Source organism: Photobacterium sp. NCIMB 13483, assembly GCF_003025475.1.
GTDB lineage: Bacteria > Pseudomonadota > Gammaproteobacteria > Enterobacterales > Vibrionaceae > Photobacterium > Photobacterium piscicola.
Map to the genome: position 1 here is coordinate 1 of NZ_PYLV01000012.1, position 17,750 is coordinate 17,750.

15 protein-coding genes and 1 tRNA gene are annotated in these 17,750 nt (G+C 41.0%); 13 read left to right on the top strand and 3 right to left on the bottom strand.

The window, feature by feature from the left end; translation table 11 throughout:
- From C9I86_RS10945 to purF, 7 genes are all read left to right on the top strand, one after another.
- On the top strand, positions 1 to 342 hold a 342-nt coding region (locus tag C9I86_RS10945; protein WP_146142630.1), incomplete at its 5' end, for a transposase.
- An 868-nt stretch (positions 343 to 1,210) separates the two neighbouring features.
- The gene (truA, locus tag C9I86_RS10950) at positions 1,211 to 1,990 is read left to right on the top strand and encodes a tRNA pseudouridine(38-40) synthase TruA (RefSeq protein ID WP_080158001.1); all 780 of its coding nucleotides are present in this window, start codon (positions 1,211 to 1,213) and stop codon (positions 1,988 to 1,990) included.
- A gap of 225 nt (positions 1,991 to 2,215) precedes the next feature.
- The gene (accD, locus tag C9I86_RS10955; RefSeq protein WP_107276361.1) at positions 2,216 to 3,139 is read left to right on the top strand and encodes an acetyl-CoA carboxylase, carboxyltransferase subunit beta; all 924 of its coding nucleotides are present in this window, start codon (positions 2,216 to 2,218) and stop codon (positions 3,137 to 3,139) included.
- A 199-nt stretch (positions 3,140 to 3,338) separates the two neighbouring features.
- The gene (gene folC / locus C9I86_RS10960) at positions 3,339 to 4,601 is read left to right on the top strand and encodes a bifunctional tetrahydrofolate synthase/dihydrofolate synthase (protein WP_080157999.1); all 1,263 of its coding nucleotides are present in this window, start codon (positions 3,339 to 3,341) and stop codon (positions 4,599 to 4,601) included.
- A gap of 62 nt (positions 4,602 to 4,663) precedes the next feature.
- Positions 4,664 to 5,314, top strand: coding sequence for a cell division protein DedD (gene dedD / locus C9I86_RS10965; RefSeq protein ID WP_080157998.1), 651 nt, complete (start codon positions 4,664 to 4,666; stop codon positions 5,312 to 5,314).
- A 64-nt stretch (positions 5,315 to 5,378) separates the two neighbouring features.
- The gene (cvpA, locus tag C9I86_RS10970) at positions 5,379 to 5,870 is read left to right on the top strand and encodes a colicin V production protein (protein ID WP_045035698.1); all 492 of its coding nucleotides are present in this window, start codon (positions 5,379 to 5,381) and stop codon (positions 5,868 to 5,870) included.
- An 86-nt stretch (positions 5,871 to 5,956) separates the two neighbouring features.
- Positions 5,957 to 7,474: an amidophosphoribosyltransferase gene (gene purF / locus C9I86_RS10975; RefSeq protein WP_080157997.1), complete on the top strand. Its 1,518-nt coding sequence runs from the start codon at positions 5,957 to 5,959 to the stop codon at positions 7,472 to 7,474.
- Positions 7,475 to 7,805: 331 nt separating this feature from the next.
- On the opposite strand, the gene C9I86_RS10980 is transcribed toward purF, so the two are convergent.
- Positions 7,806 to 8,690, bottom strand: coding sequence for a LysR family transcriptional regulator (locus tag C9I86_RS10980; protein WP_080157996.1), 885 nt, complete (start codon positions 8,688 to 8,690; stop codon positions 7,806 to 7,808).
- A gap of 360 nt (positions 8,691 to 9,050) precedes the next feature.
- On the opposite strand from C9I86_RS10980, the gene C9I86_RS10985 reads away from it, so the two are divergent.
- Positions 9,051 to 10,100: a response regulator gene (locus C9I86_RS10985; protein ID WP_107276362.1), complete on the top strand. Its 1,050-nt coding sequence runs from the start codon at positions 9,051 to 9,053 to the stop codon at positions 10,098 to 10,100.
- A gap of 76 nt (positions 10,101 to 10,176) precedes the next feature.
- Here C9I86_RS10985 and C9I86_RS10990 read toward each other — a convergent pair whose 3' ends face one another.
- Positions 10,177 to 11,571, bottom strand: a complete 1,395-nt coding sequence (locus C9I86_RS10990) for a peptide MFS transporter (protein WP_080157994.1) — start codon at positions 11,569 to 11,571, stop codon at positions 10,177 to 10,179.
- Positions 11,572 to 12,019: 448 nt separating this feature from the next.
- Here C9I86_RS10990 and rfaH point away from each other — a divergent pair, with 448 nt between their 5' ends.
- Positions 12,020 to 12,523 carry a transcription/translation regulatory transformer protein RfaH gene (rfaH, locus tag C9I86_RS10995; RefSeq protein ID WP_080157993.1) on the top strand — a complete coding sequence of 168 codons (504 nt, stop codon included), beginning with the start codon at positions 12,020 to 12,022 and terminating at the stop codon, positions 12,521 to 12,523.
- Positions 12,524 to 12,599: 76 nt separating this feature from the next.
- Here the strand turns inward: rfaH and folD are convergent, their stop codons facing one another.
- Positions 12,600 to 13,457: a bifunctional methylenetetrahydrofolate dehydrogenase/methenyltetrahydrofolate cyclohydrolase FolD gene (gene folD, locus C9I86_RS11000; RefSeq protein WP_080157992.1), complete on the bottom strand. Its 858-nt coding sequence runs from the start codon at positions 13,455 to 13,457 to the stop codon at positions 12,600 to 12,602.
- 349 nt (positions 13,458 to 13,806) lie between these two features.
- On the opposite strand from folD, the gene C9I86_RS11005 reads away from it, so the two are divergent.
- From C9I86_RS11005 to clpX, 4 genes are all read left to right on the top strand, one after another.
- Positions 13,807 to 13,883: transfer RNA gene (locus tag C9I86_RS11005), tRNA-Arg, on the top strand.
- Positions 13,884 to 14,317: 434 nt separating this feature from the next.
- Positions 14,318 to 15,616, top strand: a complete 1,299-nt coding sequence (gene tig, locus C9I86_RS11010) for a trigger factor (RefSeq protein ID WP_080157991.1) — start codon at positions 14,318 to 14,320, stop codon at positions 15,614 to 15,616.
- A gap of 105 nt (positions 15,617 to 15,721) precedes the next feature.
- On the top strand, positions 15,722 to 16,345 hold the full coding sequence (gene clpP, locus C9I86_RS11015) for an ATP-dependent Clp endopeptidase proteolytic subunit ClpP (protein ID WP_080157990.1): 624 nt from the start codon (positions 15,722 to 15,724) through the stop codon (positions 16,343 to 16,345).
- A gap of 111 nt (positions 16,346 to 16,456) precedes the next feature.
- Entirely contained in the window at positions 16,457 to 17,740 is a 1,284-nt protein-coding gene (clpX, locus tag C9I86_RS11020; protein WP_107276363.1) for an ATP-dependent protease ATP-binding subunit ClpX, read from the top strand.
- Positions 17,741 to 17,750 lie beyond the last annotated feature (10 nt).

The following is a 17,750-nucleotide window of genomic DNA, read 5'->3' on the forward strand; positions in this document are numbered from 1 at the left end:
CTTTATGCTCGAATGGGCGATGCTTCAGCATATAAATGCGGACGCGATGCAAGTGCCAGTATAGGTTTAGTCCCCGCTCATTCAGGTAGTGGTGGTCATAATAAGCTATTAGGTATAAGTAAAAAGGGAGATCGAACATTACGTGCAGTGGTTGTGCATGGGGCAAGATCTGTCGTTAGTAATATCAAAGATAAATCAGATCAACTTAGTTGCTGGCTTCGAGCCTTACTTGAAAGAAATCATTTTAATAAAGTTGTTATAGCATTAGCCAATAAGACCGTCAGGATGGCTTGTGCCATGCTGAAATCAAACCAACCTTACCAAGAAAAGCTGCCTGCTTAGTAGTGCTTAGATAAGGTTGCGATGTAACATGAAGTACAATATCTCACCAATGTAGTTGCAAGAAACCGTGGATAACGTGTAATCAAAGCAGGCAAGGAAAAATCTGAGAGGCACGACGGTGTTGATACACCTTTAACTCGTATAGAATCCTTGCAACGTGAATGAAGCCATACAGGTTCGGGGTAGCTCCCCATAAAGAAACCGAATATACGTGCACTTGCCAACACGCTTTCTCAAACTCTTGCATTACACGGGGAGTCCATATACGTGCCTCAACTTCCGGGATGACGGGAAATAACCCCGTCATTCCTTACAGTGAATGTCCGTTCCATCCCCGTCATTCCCTACAGCGAATGCCCGCGAGGGCGATAGGGAATCTACTATTCGCGCGTTGTAGAGTTATTATTTTCACTGGTGTCTTTATGGCTCAAGCTCGTGGTGAGTAGATCCCGGATAGTTTCGTACCTCAACTTCCGGGATGACGGGTAATGGGCTAAGTGAATGCCCGTCCCAATCCGTTATTCCCTACAGTGAATGTCCGTCCCAACCCCGTCATTCCCTACAGCGAATGCCCGCGAGGGCGATAGGGAATCTGCTATTCACACGTTGTAGAGTTATTATTTTCACTGGTATCTTTAAGGCTCAATAACGCGGTGAGTAGATCTCTGATAGTTCCGTGCCTCACCTTCCGAGATCACGTATATTGGGCTGTCTCGACACTAATAATCTCTAAACTCGATATCTTTAGCTCTTCCTCGTCCCTACTTTCCTCACCCCTCGAAATCCCCTATACTTCACCCTCTGTTTTGAACAGGCGCTTAAATAACATCGCCTGTGTGTTTATGTTGAATTAAGTCGAAGTGAGATTATGCGAATAGCGTTAGGTATAGAATACGATGGTGCTAAATATTGTGGTTGGCAGCGTCAAGTCGATGTGGATAGTGTTCAAGAGCGTTTAGAAAAAGCGTTGTCACACATTGCTAATCAGCCGATTGCTGTTTTTTGTGCAGGGCGTACCGATACTGGTGTTCATGGTACTGGACAAGTGGTTCACTTCGATGTTGATATTGAACGTAAAATGGCCGCGTGGACCATGGGCGTGAATGCATACCTTCCTAAAGATATTGCTGTTCGTTGGGCACATGAAGTTAATGAAGATTTCCATGCACGTTTCTCTGCTACCGCTCGTCGCTACCGTTATGTGATTTACAATCATTCAGTGCGTCCGGCTATTTTCCAACACGGTGTTAGCCATTACCATGGTCATCTTGATGAAGCAAAAATGCATGAAGCCGCGCAATATTTAATTGGTGAACATGACTATACTTCATTTCGTGCCAGCCAATGCCAGTCACGCAGTCCGTGGCGTCGATTAGAGCATTTGACCGTAACCCGTAAAGGTGACTTCATCGTTATCGACATTAAAGCTAATGCGTTTGTGCACCATATGGTGCGTAACATCGCAGGTAGCTTAATTAAAGTGGGTAAAGGTGAGAAGCAACCTGATTGGATCAAGTGGGTACTTGAGCAAAAAGATCGTCGAATTGCGGGGCCAACAGCAAAATCAGCAGGTTTGTATTTAGTCGATGTTGATTATCCTGCAGAATACAATTTGCCGCGTTCGGCTTTAGGTCCATTATTTTTGTAAGTGATACCGTTAATACAGACTAAAAAGTTGGTGAATAATTCACCGTGTTATGACTGTTATTAACGATTTTTGATGTTTTTATTCCAAAATGTCATAGAGACTTATAAAGGTAATACCAGTTTTTTATCTACAGATTAATAAGATTATGTTTTAATCGTAGATAATATTTAATGAATTTGTCTCTTCGGTCATTATTGGCGGAAGAATAAAAAAGAAAGGTCATTCATGAGCTGGCTTGAAAAGATTCTAACGAAAAGTAATATCGTATCTTCGCGTAAGGTATCAATCCCTGAAGGTGTCTGGACGAAATGTACGTCTTGTGATCAGGTACTGTATCACGCAGATCTCGAGCGCAATCTTGAAGTTTGCCCTAAATGTGACCATCACATGCGTATGAAAGCACGTCGCCGTCTTGAAACATTTCTTGATGCTGATACGCAAGTGGAAATCGCAGCAGAATTAGAGCCACAAGATAAGCTTAAATTCCGTGATTCTAAGAAATACAAAGATCGTTTATATGCAGCCCAAAAAGCAACCGGTGAGAAAGATGCTTTAGTTGCGATGAACGGTGAGTTACTTGGTTTACCTGTTGTTGCCTGTGCCTTTGAATTCTCTTTTATGGGCGGCTCAATGGGATCGGTTGTTGGCGCTAAGTTTGTGCGTGCAGTTGATTCTGCTATTGAGAAGAACTGTCCATTGGTGTGTTTCTCAGCCAGTGGCGGTGCTCGTATGCAAGAAGCGCTAATGTCATTAATGCAAATGGCGAAAACCAGTGCTGCATTAGAACGTTTATCTGCAAAAGGTTTACCGTTCTTCTCTGTATTAACTGACCCAACAATGGGTGGTGTTTCAGCTTCTCTTGCTATGCTAGGTGATATCAATATTGGTGAACCAAAAGCACTGATTGGTTTTGCTGGCCAGCGTGTTATTGAGCAAACCGTACGTGAAAAGCTACCAGAAGGCTTCCAACGTAGTGAGTTTTTGCTTGAGCATGGTGCGATCGATATGATTGTTGACCGCCGTGAAATGCGTCAACGTATTGCAGGCTTAATGGCTAAAATGATGAACCAAGCATCACCGCTGGTTGTGTCTGTTGATAGTAAGCCTGAGGCTCAACCTGCTGCTAACGCTGCAGAAAAAGAAGACTAATATTGCCTTTAATCGAGAGTGGTTTACGCTTAGTAATCACAACGATTAATGTTAATAAATGCCACCCTAATGAATTATTATTAGTGTGGCATTTTTTTTTCTAGGTCGAATCTGCAATTTATTACCCTTGATGATTAAGTTCTTTAGCATTCAGTGGTAAATTAATGATTCAGTTCGTTACTACAAGTGAATGATTTCAATGTCAGGATTGACTCCTCCTCAAGCGACAGCCGCGCTTTCAACATGGCTACAATATCTTGAACAACTTCATACTAGCGCCATTGATTTAGGACTTGACCGCGTTCGCTTAGTCGCGCAACGTGCCGAGCTTATCAAGCCAGCTCCGTGTGTGATCACCGTTGCGGGAACCAATGGTAAAGGCTCAACCTGCGCCATGCTTGAAGCTATTCTATTGGCTGCTGGTTATAAAGTCGGGGTTTATAGTTCGCCTCATTTAGTGCGTTATAACGAACGAGTACGAATTAACAACCAAGAACTTGATGATAGTGAACATTGCCAAGCATTTGCGAGTGTAGAGGCGGCACGTGGTGAAACCAGTTTAAGTTTATTTGAATTTGGTACGTTATCTGCGCTGACATTATTTAAGCAGCATCAAGTTGATGTGGTGGTATTAGAAGTTGGTTTAGGTGGCCGCTTGGATGCGACCAATATTGTTGATCATGATGTATGTGTGATCACTAGCTTAGCAATTGATCATGTTGATTGGCTTGGCGATAACATTGATGTTATTGGTTATGAAAAAGCGGGTATCTTTCGTGGTGGCAAGCCTGCGATTTGTGGACAGCCACATCCGCCAGCAACAGTGCCGGCACATGCTGATGATATTGGTGCTGAGCTTTACCAAGTGGGTTATCAGTTTGATTATCATGTTGAGGGTGATCGTTGGCAGTGGCAATCTGGTGCTTTTGCGCTGACGGACTTGCCTTTACCACAACTGCCTTTACCCAATGCTGCGACAGCATTAATGGCGTTGTCGGTCACTGAGCTCGATATTAGCGATCAAAATATTGTTGATGGTTTGCGTAATGCACGTTTACCCGGGCGGATGCAGCGGGTAAGTGAACAGCCATTAATTATTATGGATGTGGCACATAATCCACATTCTGCACAATATTTTGCGACCCAACTAGCCACTATTAAAGCACAACAAGGTAAAAACAAAGTCCATGCTGTGGTTGCAATGCTGCATGATAAAGACATTGCCGCTACCGTTGCCGCTATGCGTGACAGTGTTGATTATTGGTATCCGGCGTCATTAACTGGACCTCGTGCTGCGGTTGCTGATGAGATTTTGTTGCATTTACCAACAGGATGTCGTGGATTTGAGTGTCCTGAGTTAGCATTTGACCAAGCATTAACACAAGCAGGGGCTGACGATGTGGTAATCGTGTTTGGCTCGTTTTACACTGTCGGTCAAATAACCACTCATTTAAAGTTGTAGAACGTGAAGAGAGCACATTGTGATTGTGCAGTGTTCTCGTTTAGATACCAACAGGAGTCATTGTGGCGAGTCAATTTCAAAATCGACTAATTGGAACCATTATTTTAGTCGCGGTAGGTGTTATTTTTCTACCCGATTTTTTCGATGGCAAGAAAGAACATTATAAAGAAGAGTTTGCAAGTATCCCATTACAGCCAAAAATGGGAGGCGAAAGTGAAGCTAAAACGATTCCTGAGCCTGAAAATGCAAATGTTGTGTTGCCTCAAGAGCCCGTTGTTGCGACGACGGATACACAAACGTCAACCTCATCTGGTGATGAAACCTATACCATTGAATCTGATAATCAACCGTCAGCTGAGCCACAACCCGTGGTTGAAAAAACAGTTGCTGTTAAGCCGGTAGTAAAACCTACTGTGAAACCGGTTGAAAAACCAAAACCTGTAATAAAAACACCCGTTACAACAAGTTCAGCTTGGGTAATTAAAATGGGTACTTTTGGTAATTTTGACAACGCCAATGCTTTAATTGCAAAACTGCGTTTGAATGGTTATCAAGCACAATTAATTCCGCGTAATGCTAAACCTGGTCAATATGTAAAGGTTGTTGTTGGTCCTGATGTATCAAAAGCGAAGCTAGCTGGTCAAATTGCGGAATTGAAAAAAATTACGGGTCTAAACGGTAAATTGAACCGATTTGATGCAATAAATCCTTAGGTAAACGTTTGCGTAAGCGTTTTTTCTGTTAGAATACCCATCAACAAAACGAGCAATAACAAAAATGATCTGGATTGATTATGTAATACTGGGCGTGATCTGCTTTTCAGCAATGGTAAGTTTGGTCCGTGGTTTTGTTAAAGAAGCACTGTCATTAGTGATTTGGTTTACTGCGTTTTTTGTCGCAAGTAATTTTTATACTGAATTGGCGGTTTATTTTACTAACTTCAATGACAAGATGTTGCGTAATGGTAGTGCGATTGCCGTGCTGTTTATTGCGACACTGATTGTTGGTGCAGTGGTGAACTATGTTATCGGTCAATTAGTACAAAAAACTGGTTTATCAGGTACTGATCGTGTTCTAGGGGTTGTTTTTGGTGCGGTTCGTGGTGTGCTTATTGTCGCTGCGGTATTGTTCTTTACTGACACCTTTACCGGGTTATCTAGCTCAGAGTGGTGGAAGAAATCTGAGTTAATACCTCAATTTGGTGCAGTAATAGAATGGTTCTTCGAATATATCAAAGAAAGCTCTAGTTTTTTACATAGCATTAAATAGTGCAAGATTAACTGCGGTTGCTGACGTTATTGTAATAAGCAGTAATGTTAGCAGCTGTTATTTTATGCAGAACGAGGATTAAGGGAATGTGTGGTATTGTTGGAATCGTGGGATCTACCCCGGTAAACCAGTCTATCTATGATGCACTTACAGTGTTACAGCATCGCGGCCAAGATGCTGCGGGTATTTGTACCTTAGAAAGCAATCGTTTCCGTCTGCGTAAAGCGAATGGTTTAGTTCGTGATGTCTTTGAAGCTAAACATATGCAGCGCTTACAAGGTAATGTGGGTATTGGACATGTGCGTTACCCAACGGCAGGGAGCTCTAGTGTTTCAGAAGCGCAACCGTTTTATGTTAACTCTCCTTATGGTATTTCTTTAGCGCACAATGGTAATTTAACCAATGCGGCGGATATTCGAGAAACCTTGTTTGAACAAACTAAGCGTCATGTGAATACCACCTCTGATTCGGAAATTTTACTGAATGTGCTGGCGAACCAATTAGCACAGAGCCAAACTTATCCCATTAGTCCGAACGATATATTTAAAGCAGTAAGCGATGTCCATAATATTGTAAAAGGAGCTTATGCGGTTGTTGCTCTAGTTATTGGCCATGGTTTAATTGCTTTTCGTGATCCTAATGGTATTCGTCCATTGTGTTTAGGTAAACGTGAAGAAAACGGCCAAATTGAGTATATGGTTGCGTCAGAATCAGTGGCATTGGATGCGGTTGGTTTTGATTTTATGCGTGATGTGTCCCCTGGTGAGGCGATTTATATCACTTTTAATGGTGAGCTTTACACGCAGCAATGCGCACTTAACCCACAGCTTAATCCATGTGTGTTTGAGTTTGTCTATTTTGCCCGCCCAGATTCCTTTATCGATAAAGTGTCAGTGTATGGTGCGCGTTTAGCGATGGGCACTAAGCTAGGTGAAAAAATTAAGCGCGAGTGGGCTGACATTGATATTGATGTGGTGATCCCTATTCCTGAAACCTCATGTGATAGTGCGCTGGAAATCGCGCGTACGTTGGATAAGCCTTATCGCCAAGGGTTTGTTAAAAATAGATATGTTGGCCGTACCTTTATCATGCCAGGCCAGCAGATGCGTCGTAAATCTGTGCGTCGTAAGTTAAATGCGATTCGTTCTGAATTTAAAGATAAAAACGTATTGCTGGTGGATGATTCGATTGTGCGTGGTACTACATCAGAGCAGATTATTGAGATGGCTCGTGATGCAGGAGCGAATAAAGTCTATTTAGCATCAGCCGCACCTGAAGTTCGTTTCCCAAATGTCTACGGTATTGATATGCCAAGTGCTAATGAGTTAATTGCACATGGTCGTGAAGTGGATGAAATCGGTAAATTGATTGGCGCTGATGGCCTGATTTTTCAAGATTTAAGTGATTTAGTGGCAGCGGTAGCCGAAGGTAATCCTGACATTACGCTATTTGAAACATCGGTCTTTAATGGCAGTTATGTGACAGGCGATGTCGATCAACAATATCTTGATTATCTTGATGCGTTACGTAATGAAGATTCAAAATTACAGTCTGAATTACAACAAGATTTAGCTAGCCTTGAGTTGTATAACGAAGGTATGTGATTTTATTTGTTAAGTCACAGTAACGAACACGACAAAGCGATGGTTTGATCACCATCGCTTTTTTGTTGGTGTGTTTTCGTTTGTGCCAGTTTTGTTGATGCTAGGTGCACTTATTAAATCTGTTATGAGTGATGAAGGTGATCGCAAAACAAGATGATGAAACAACAGAGATAATGCTGGCGTGAGAATGCTTTAAATACTAATGCAGAATAATAAAATGCAACGTACAAAAATTATGGGTAAGGCTGTTATAAATAACAACAAATGAAAATGCCGCTCCTAATTATTTGGCGGCATTTTTCTCTGTTTTTTTTGAGGAAACTAATTCTAATTAGTGTTTTTCAAGATCAAAGTAATGACTTGCAAAATCAATAAATAGACGTAGTTTTTCTGGTTGGTAATCACGGTGGTTATAAATCAAATATACGTCACGTGGGTTAGCTGACCAGTTTTTAAGTACCTGTACCACATCACCAGCGGCAATGTATTTTTCTAACATTACGTTTGGCATCAGTGTAATACCAAGACCTGCACTACATGCTTTACGAATTACATTGAGTTCACTTGCTTCAAAGCGTGCGCGCTCGTTGATTGTAACTGTTTCGCCATTTTGGTTGGTTAAACGCCAGCGTAACAGCGGATTACCTTTTAATAGCGTATGTTCATGTAGATCCTGAGCATGCTTAGGTTCTGGGTTTTTCTTAAGATAATCAGGACTTGCGACTAGAATATCTTTTACTTCGTTAATACGACGTGCAATAAGCGTTGAATCGCGTTGAGGACCAACACGGAACATAACATCCCAGTCGGTTGGATCAAGTTGATCGGGTTCATTGCTCATAAATAACTGAATACTGATCGCTGGATGTTCCTGCATAAATGCAGTTAACAACGGCTGTAACATCACCTTGGTGATATTGGTCGGTGCAGCAATTCGTAATTTACCAGCAGCGCCTTTGCACTCTTCACTGATATGCTCAGTGGTATCAAGTAGCTGTTGTAACAATGGCGCACAGTCATGATAAAACTTCTGACCGGCTTCAGTCAGCGACAGCTTACGAGCATGACGATTTAAAAGGCGAATGTTAAGGCCTTCTTCAAGTGCTTGGATGCGGCGGGTTAGCGTCGCAACTGGTACCTGTGTCTTGCGTGATGCAGCGGTATAACTACCATTTTCCACAACCATGCGGAATAGGTTTAGATCGTCAAGTTTCATATCAAAGTCATTTGTGAAAACTGATAATGGGTAATTGTATAACAAAACGAGTCAAAATCACCCCCTTTTGTTATGTATTTTTAATAAAAATATGTTAGGCCCTATATTTATTGGTCTGAGGTGGATATTTTATAAATTTTTTGTTTGAGTTTGAGTTATTTATTATTTGCTTATTAAATGTTTTGTGATGTGACTATTTTGGTGGCAAATATAAACCGTTATAAGCTGCTAATTATTCTCTATGCTTAGTGATAGTGTGTTCTTGAAATAAGAGCCCATTATAAAATTTGGTGATCGTAGTTGGTGTTGCTAACTTTAGCTTATACACTCATAGACGTAGTCATGAAAAAGGAGATACTTTTGCTTAAAGGGAAAAACATACTTATCGTAGAAGATGATCCTGTGTTTCGCACTATGCTGGTTGGCTTTTTAAATAGCCAAGGATGTCAGGTACGAGAAGCAGAAGATGGTCTGATTGGATTAAGAGCCCTGAAAGACGAGATTCCAGACTTATTATTATGTGATTTGTCGATGCCTGTCATGACCGGAATGGAGTTTGTTGAAGAAGTGGCATTGCAGTATCCAATGATACCCGTGATTGTGATCTCGGGGACGGGCAATATGACGGATGTTGCTCAAGCATTACGGTTAGGGGTTAAAGATTTTTTAATTAAACCGATTGATAATATTATGATACTGAAATCAGCAATTATTTCTGTATTAAAAATGCAAGACAGTGCACGACAAAAGCAACAGGATTTTTCTCAACGCTGGGTTATCGATGGCGATGATTCAGGGTTAGTTGAAGAAGAACTACAATGGCATATTTCAGAGTTAAAAAATAATCCTCAGGCTGCCCGTGAATTATTAATGGGGTTAATGCCTGATCTTCAATCTCGTTACGGACGTTGGAAACTGAGTTATCGGGCGTTACAAGCAGCTGAGATCTCACCGGTTATCTTTGATTATATCTGGTTGATTGATGGCCAGTTGGCGTTCTATATGGTTGATACTAGCTCTGGTGGTGAAAATAGCACTGCGACTGCATTATTGATCAGAGCTTGTTTTAACGACTTCTTACGTCAGCAAGGTAACTATCTAAGCAGTGTGCAGCATTTAGTGGCTCAAATCGAGTTAGGTTTGCAATATTCAGGTTACGCTACACCAGTAAAAGGCTTATTTGGTGTTTTCAATTTAGCTGAGAAACAATTACATCTTATTGCAGCAGGGCTTGGCGGAAAGCTACAAGTGGGTGAGCAATGTGCAATGATAGCTGCAGGACAATGGTTAGGGGATCGAGCTTGTGATAATCCACTCGTTATTTTACCCATGTCTGATATTGGTGGTCGATTGTCTCTTTGTGATATTAATCATGCTAATTTTAGTGTTAACTTTGAAACGGTTACCTAAACGAATATCTGTTAGTAAAAATAAGACAAACAAAAAGGGGATGCATGGCATCCCCTTTTTTATTTCACATCACAACTTAAGCATTTGCTGGTTGTGGTTTAGTATCATTGTCATCGTTATAAGCTGCGCCTTCAGCGCCGTGCATCCACGAGATAAGCTTGTTAGAGAACAACAGCAGTAATACACCTGCAACAACCGCTGTAATTGCAATACCAGAGAAGATAGCAAGTGGGCCTGCTTGACCGATACTTGCACCAACAACACCTGCAATGTAGTTTGCAATGGCGTTAGCACCAAACCATGCACCCATCATTAATGACGCAAGACGTAATGGTGCTAATTTCGTTACCATTGATAGACCAATTGGTGATAGACATAACTCACCAATTGTATGGAAGAAGTATGCACCGACTAGCCACATCATTGATGTTTTAACAGTTACGTCGCCATTTTGTTCTAGCGCAGCACCGATCATACAAGCAAAACCCAGTGCAAGAGAGAACATTGCTAACGCAAATTTAACCGGTGAATTTGGCTCACTTTTACCCATTTTAACCCATAATGCAGCAAGCAATGGTGCACATAGAATAATGAAGAATGGGTTCAGTGATTGGAACCATGCTGCTGGTACTTCAAAGTTACCAATCATACGGTTAGTGTATTCTTGAGAGTAAATATTCATTAGGCCGCCAGCTTGTTCAAAGCCTGCCCAGAATACGATAACAAAAGTACACATTACCAAAATTACTTTTAAACGATCACGTTCAATTTTCGTTAGTGGTTCTTTTTTGCCGCTAGCATTATTTGCCGCGTCACGTACAGCTGCCGGTACAGTACCGATATCACCTAGGTAACGTTGAGCAAAGAAAACTTGAATTAATAAACTCATTAACATACCTACGCCTGCGCATAGGAAGCCAGCTTTCCAGCCATAGACAGCAGATGCTGTACCTGCAATAACACCTGCTAGTAGTGAACCAATATTAATACCCATGTAGAAAATAGTGAAAGCACCATCACGACGGTTATCACCTTCAGGGTATAAGTCACCTACCATAGTTGAAATATTTGGTTTAAATAGACCATTACCCACAATAAGGAACGCTAAACCAACATAGAAAGCGGTAACAGCATGGGGATCAACAACGCTGTGAGGTAGGGCTAGCGTAAATTGACCAATAGCCATCAATACGCCACCAATAATAATGGAGCGACGTTGACCTAAAATGTTGTCGGCAACCCAACCACCAATAAGAGGAGTAAAGTAAACTAAGCCAGTGTAGATACCGTATAAGTTAAGCGCTTCTTCTGTGGTCCACCCAAGACCGCCATCAATGGTTTTATCTGTTAGATATAAAACCAGAATTGCTCGCATTGCGTAATAAGAAAAGCGTTCCCATAGCTCTGTTCCAAATAAAAGGAACAAGCCTTTTGGGTGGCCCAGAAGGGTACCACTACTATTATGACTCATAGGATTCTCTATTTTATTTTAATTAGTGTGTGTTTGCTCATTCATGTAGGTTTATAAAGCACAATATATTTAACTGCAAGTTTTTACATTTAACGAACAATAATAAAACATTATAAGAAGCTGATAAATAAGCGATTGTGTATTTATTGCTCAGTTATGAAAAATCAAATTTCATCATGCAGAGCTGTATCTTACACTATTCTGTCTTTTAAAATTAGCTTTTTATATTGTTTTTGAGTCTTATATTGGTCGCTTATATCATCAGTTGGGAATATTCATGTATGTTACAATTTCAGTGGTGAATATTAGCCAATAATATCGTTTAAACCTATAGCCATAGAATATAAAGGCACTATGCCATCCTAAAATCGAGGTAAAAGGTGAGAGATGTAAATCAGTATTAATTTTGTATATACTAATAAAAGTTAAGATTTTATTGGGGTTGATAATGAAAGATTGGTATCTACTTTATTGTAAGCGTAGTGAACAAGAACGCGCAGTGATCAATCTTGATCGTCAAGGGGCTGAATGTTATTACCCTCAGGTTGTGGTAGAAAAAATTGTTCGTGGTAAACGTTGTGAATGCTATGAGCCGTTATTCCCAAGCTATGTTTTTGTTACTTTTGATCCTGAACAATTAAGTTTCACGACGGTACGTTCAACGCGTGGGGTCGCAGATTTTATTCGTCAGGGGGCAATGCCACAAATTGTTAGCGAAGAGCTTGTTTATAATTTGATGCTTAATGAAGATAATGATTCATATAAAGATATGTTTGAATCATTACCTCAGCAGGGGGATAAATTAGTCTTAGAGCAAGGTAAATTTAAAGGTCTTGACGCTATTTATCATGAGCCTGATGGTGAGAAACGCTCATTTATGCTGATTAATTTGCTGGGTAAACAAGTAAAAGTCAGTGTAGAGAATACTGATTTAGTAAAAAACAAAGAATAATAGCAATAAAAAAGCGAGTATGTTGCTACTCGCTTTTGTATATCCCATCATACGCTATTGTTGTTCGCTCATGTGTTTATGCTGAATGGTATTGTTCACAGGCGAGCAACGTATTCTCAATTAAGGTTGCTACCGTCATTGGTCCTACACCACCCGGAACTGGTGTAATATGCTTTGCACGTTGACAAGCAACATCAAATTCAACATCCCCACATAATTTGCCATTTTCAAGGCGATTAATACCTACATCAATCACTGTTGCGCCAGGTTTAATCCAATCTCCAGGAATGAAATTAGGTTTACCGACAGCGACGACCAATATATCAGCTTGGCGAATGTGACCTTCAAGATCTTGCGTAAAGCGATGGCAGGTTGTTGTCGTTGCTCCTGCTAGTAATAGCTCTAATGTCATTGGGCGTCCAACAATGTTTGATGCGCCAACAATCACGGCATGCTTACCGCGCACTTCAATATTATAACGTTCAAGAAGCGTGATAATACCCTTTGGAGTGCATGAGCGTAATTTAGGAATACGCTGGCTAAGACGGCCGACATTATAAGGGTGGAAGCCATCAACATCCTTTTCTGGATCGATGCGTTCAAGAATTCGTGTGCTATCCATACCCGCAGGTAGCGGTAATTGCACGAGAATACCGTCCATTGTGGGGTCTTGATTGAGTTCATCAATCAAATCGAGTAATTGCTGCTCAGATGCTGTGCTGGGTAAATCGTATGATTTTGAAATAAAGCCAACTTCTTCACACGCTTTGCGTTTACTACCAACGTAAATCTGCGAGGCAGGATCTTGACCTACGAGAACAACCGCTAACCCAGGTGCGCGTAATCCGGCATCGGTGCGAGCTTTGACTCTTGCAGCAACTTCTTGTCGTACAGTTTGGGATATGATTTTCCCATCAATAATTTGAGCGCTCATGGTGATCCTTTGTTGTGTTGGTTAACGTATCAACGCTGATATTGTGGCAGATTACAAATGTAATTACCATTAAGCAAACGTTTGCTATTTGATAATATATTGAAATTGAATCAAGAATTAAGGTAAGAGTAAATAATGACGAATAAAAAGAATGTTGCCGAAAGAAATTATCAGTAGGGAAGAGGAGGAATGTTTGACGTGGTTTGCTTGAAATATTTGCTTAAACAGGGTGTTTTTGTTGTATATTTAACCAGTTAGCCATTTGATATCGGAAAAATAGAGTAAAGGGATTGACCTTACCTTACAGCTACGTATAATCCTGCCTCGTAGCTCCTTGCTACACAATGATGCGCCCTTAGCTCAGCTGGATAGAGCACGTCCCTTCTAAGGATGTGGTCGCAGGTTCGAATCCTGCAGGGCGTACCATCTCTTCTCTTCATTATCATTTCTTTGATTCATCAATCTCTTATTTTCTAGTATTAGATCTATTTCACGACTATTTTTCTATTCTACTATTGTTGAAATTTTTCCTAATTAGCTCGTTTTTCCGACATTTAAACCAAAAAAAAGGGTTTTAAAGCGATTATTTTCATTTTTCCCCTTGAAATGATATTTCTAGCCCCTATCTTGTAAGGCAGTTAAAGAGATCGCTCGCGTTTAAAGGTATCTACCTCGACGTCACGCTTACGTGTCGTTATAATAGCGCGCTCTGATAAGTAGGTGACCTACTATCAGAATCTTGATGAAAGAATTTAGGCGTTATGGTTTTCGAGCTGTAACATGAAAGGATGCCACCGTCAGTAAATGGCTGTTCGGCAACACCACTCAGAAAAGCTGAGTAAGTTTTGAGGTTAAATATAATGCAAGTTACCGTTGAAACCACTGAAGGTCTAGAACGCCACCTAACTATTACAGTTCCTGCTGCAAACATCGAAGATGCTGTTGCTGCTGAACTACGTAAAATTGCTAAAACTCGTCGTTTCGACGGTTTCCGCCCAGGTAAAGCACCAATGAAGATGGTTGCTAAAATGTTTGGCGCTTCTGTACGTCAAGACATCCTAGGTGAAGTAATGCACCGCCACTTTATCGAAGCTATCGTTAAAGAAAAGATTAATCCAGCAGGCGCGCCAACTTTTACTCCAGTAGAAATGGCTGAAGGCAAAGATCTAGTATTTAAAGCTTCTTTTGAAGTTTTCCCTGAAATCGAACTAGTTGGTCTAGACAAAGTTGTTGTTGAGAAGCCAGTTGTTACAGTAACTGATGCTGACGTTGACGGCATGCTAGATACACTACGTAAGCAACAAGCTACTTGGACTGACGTTGAAGCAGCAGCTGAAGCTGATAGCCGTGTAACTATCGATTTCGTTGGTACTATCGATGGCGAAGAATTCGACGGCGGTAAAGCTGAAGGTTTCGCACTTGCTATGGGCCAAGGTCGTATGATCCCTGGTTTCGAAGAAGGTGTTGTTGGTCATAAAGCAGGCGAAGAGTTTACTGTAGAAGTAACTTTCCCTGAAGAATACCATGCAGAAAACCTAAAAGGTAAGTCAGCAGTATTTGCTATCACTCTTCACAAAGTTGAAGCACAACAGCTACCTGAACTAACTGAAGAGTTTGTTGCTAAGTTTGGTGTTGAAGACGGTTCTGTTGAAGGTCTTAAGACTGAAGTTCGTAAGAACATGGAACGTGAACTTAAGCAAGCTGTTAAAGGCCGCATTAAAGATCAAGTTCTTAACGGTCTTGTTGAGCAAAATGACATCACTGTTCCTGCAGCACTTATCGATCAAGAAATCGAAGCACTACGTAAGCAAGCAGCACAACGTTTTGGCGGCGATGCTAAGAACATGCCTGAACTACCACGTGAATTGTTCGAAGAGCAAGCTAAGCGTCGTGTAGTTGTTGGTCTATTAGTTGGTGAAGTAATTAAAGCTGAAGAACTAACAGCAGACGAAGAGCGTGTTAACGCAATCATCGCTGAAATGGCTTCTGCATACGAAGATCCAACAGAAGTAGTTAAATACTACGCAAGCAACGAGCAGCTAATGAATAATATGCGCAACGTTGCTCTAGAAGAGCAAGCAATTGATGCACTTCTAGCTAAAGCTCAGGTTTCAGATAAAGAAGTTAGCTTCAACGATCTAATGAATCCTGCTGCTTAATTTACTGAAATTGCTGTAGAGATTTGACATTATCTCAAGTCTTCTGCTAACAATGGTCCGTGTGAATATTTTCATTCGGGCCATTTATTTTAGGGAAATAAGATTATGAGCTACCAAGCACAAAACGGCATGTCACCGATTATGGATGCGCTGGTACCGATGGTGGTCGAGCAGACTTCTCGTGGTGAGCGTTCTTACGATATTTATTCCCGTCTCCTAAAAGAGCGTGTGATTTTCTTAACCGGTCAGGTTGAAGATCATATGGCTAACTTAGTTGTAGCCCAGTTGCTATTTTTGGAGTCAGAGAATCCAGACAAAGACATTTTCCTTTACATTAACTCTCCAGGCGGTTCAGTAACAGCGGGCATGTCTATCTATGACACCATGCAGTTTATTAAACCAAATGTTAGTACAGTATGTATGGGCCAAGCATGTTCAATGGGTGCATTCCTATTGGCTGGCGGTGCTCAAGGTAAGCGTTATTGTCTACCTAACTCTCGCGTCATGATCCACCAACCACTAGGTGGCTTCCAAGGTCAAGCATCGGATATTCAAATCCATGCACAAGAAATTCTAACGATTAAACAACGTTTGAATGGCTTATTGGCTGAACATACTGGTCAACCATTAGAAATTATTGAGCGTGATACAGATCGTGATAACTTTATGTCTGCAGATCAGGCAGTAGAGTACGGTCTTGTTGATGCTGTATTGAGTAAGCGTGACTAAACTGTTTTATTTTGCAATTCGCGATGCGGGTTTAGTAAAGCAAAATAAGTCGACTTGTTATACACTCAAGACAAGACAATGATGGGATACCCCAATAAAAGAGGTTAGCGAATGACAGATAAGCGCAAAGAGGGAAGTAGTAGCAAGCTACTTTACTGCTCTTTCTGTGGCAAAAGTCAGCATGAAGTTCGCAAGCTAATTGCCGGTCCTTCTGTTTATATTTGTGATGAGTGCGTTGATTTATGCAACGACATTATTCGCGAAGAAATAAAAGAAGTAATGACGAAAAGCGATAGCGACGAGCTGCCGACACCACAACAAATTCGTGACAACTTAGATGATTATGTCATCGGTCAATCACACGCTAAAAAAGTGTTGGCTGTTGCTGTATACAATCACTATAAGCGTCTACGTAATGGCGATAAGAATAGTGATGGCGTTGAATTAGGTAAGAGTAACATCCTACTTATTGGTCCAACTGGTAGTGGTAAAACATTATTAGCTGAGACACTAGCGCGTATGCTTGATGTTCCATTTACAATGGCTGATGCAACAACATTAACTGAAGCAGGTTATGTTGGTGAAGACGTTGAAAACATCATTCAGAAGTTGCTACAAAAATGTGATTACGACGTAGCTAAAGCCGAGCGCGGCATTGTCTACATCGATGAAATTGATAAGATTTCACGTAAGTCGGATAATCCATCAATTACACGTGATGTATCAGGCGAAGGCGTTCAGCAAGCATTGCTGAAGCTAATCGAAGGTACCGTTGCTTCTGTGCCACCACAAGGTGGTCGTAAGCATCCTCAACAAGAGTTCTTACAAGTTGATACTTCTAAGATCCTATTTATCTGTGGTGGTGCATTTGCCGGCCTAGATAAAGTGGTTGAGCAACGTGTAGCAACAGGTACAGGTATCGGTTTTGGTGCTGATGTTCGTTCAAAAGATCAAACAGACACATTAAGTGATTTGTTTAAGAAAGTTGAACCACAAGATTTGGTGAAGTACGGTTTAATTCCTGAATTCATCGGTCGTCTACCTGTTACTGCAACACTTGGCGAACTTGACCAAAATGCGTTAGTTCAAATTTTACGTGAGCCTAAAAATGCCCTTACTAAACAGTATGCAGCATTGTTAGCGCTTGAAAACGTTGAATTAGAATTCCGCGATGATGCGTTGATTGCTATTGCTAAAAAAGCGATGGAGCGTAAAACAGGTGCTCGTGGCCTGCGTTCTATTGTTGAAGCAGTATTACTTGATACCATGTATGAGCTTCCGTCTCTAGAAGGTATCAGTAAAGTTGTGATTGATGAGTCTGTAATTAACGGTGAGTCAGAACCATTACTGATTTTCGAAAATACAGAACCACAAGAAGCGGCTAGTGCTGAGTAAGTGCTCAACA

Excerpts from the sequence above, each read along its gene's own strand:
- truA (WP_080158001.1), top strand. The coding sequence starts at position 1,211 with ATGCGAATAGCGTTAGGTATAGAATACGATGGTGCTAAATATTGTGGT.
- accD (WP_107276361.1), top strand. The coding sequence starts at position 2,216 with ATGAGCTGGCTTGAAAAGATTCTAACGAAAAGTAATATCGTATCTTCG.
- folC (WP_080157999.1), top strand. The coding sequence starts at position 3,339 with ATGTCAGGATTGACTCCTCCTCAAGCGACAGCCGCGCTTTCAACATGG.
- cvpA (WP_045035698.1), top strand. The coding sequence starts at position 5,379 with ATGATCTGGATTGATTATGTAATACTGGGCGTGATCTGCTTTTCAGCA.
- purF (WP_080157997.1), top strand. The coding sequence starts at position 5,957 with ATGTGTGGTATTGTTGGAATCGTGGGATCTACCCCGGTAAACCAGTCT.
- C9I86_RS10980 (WP_080157996.1), bottom strand. The coding sequence starts at position 8,690 with ATGAAACTTGACGATCTAAACCTATTCCGCATGGTTGTGGAAAATGGT.
- C9I86_RS10990 (WP_080157994.1), bottom strand. The coding sequence starts at position 11,571 with ATGAGTCATAATAGTAGTGGTACCCTTCTGGGCCACCCAAAAGGCTTG.
- rfaH (WP_080157993.1), top strand. The coding sequence starts at position 12,020 with ATGAAAGATTGGTATCTACTTTATTGTAAGCGTAGTGAACAAGAACGC.
- folD (WP_080157992.1), bottom strand. The coding sequence starts at position 13,457 with ATGAGCGCTCAAATTATTGATGGGAAAATCATATCCCAAACTGTACGA.
- tig (WP_080157991.1), top strand. The coding sequence starts at position 14,318 with ATGCAAGTTACCGTTGAAACCACTGAAGGTCTAGAACGCCACCTAACT.
- clpP (WP_080157990.1), top strand. The coding sequence starts at position 15,722 with ATGAGCTACCAAGCACAAAACGGCATGTCACCGATTATGGATGCGCTG.
- clpX (WP_107276363.1), top strand. The coding sequence starts at position 16,457 with ATGACAGATAAGCGCAAAGAGGGAAGTAGTAGCAAGCTACTTTACTGC.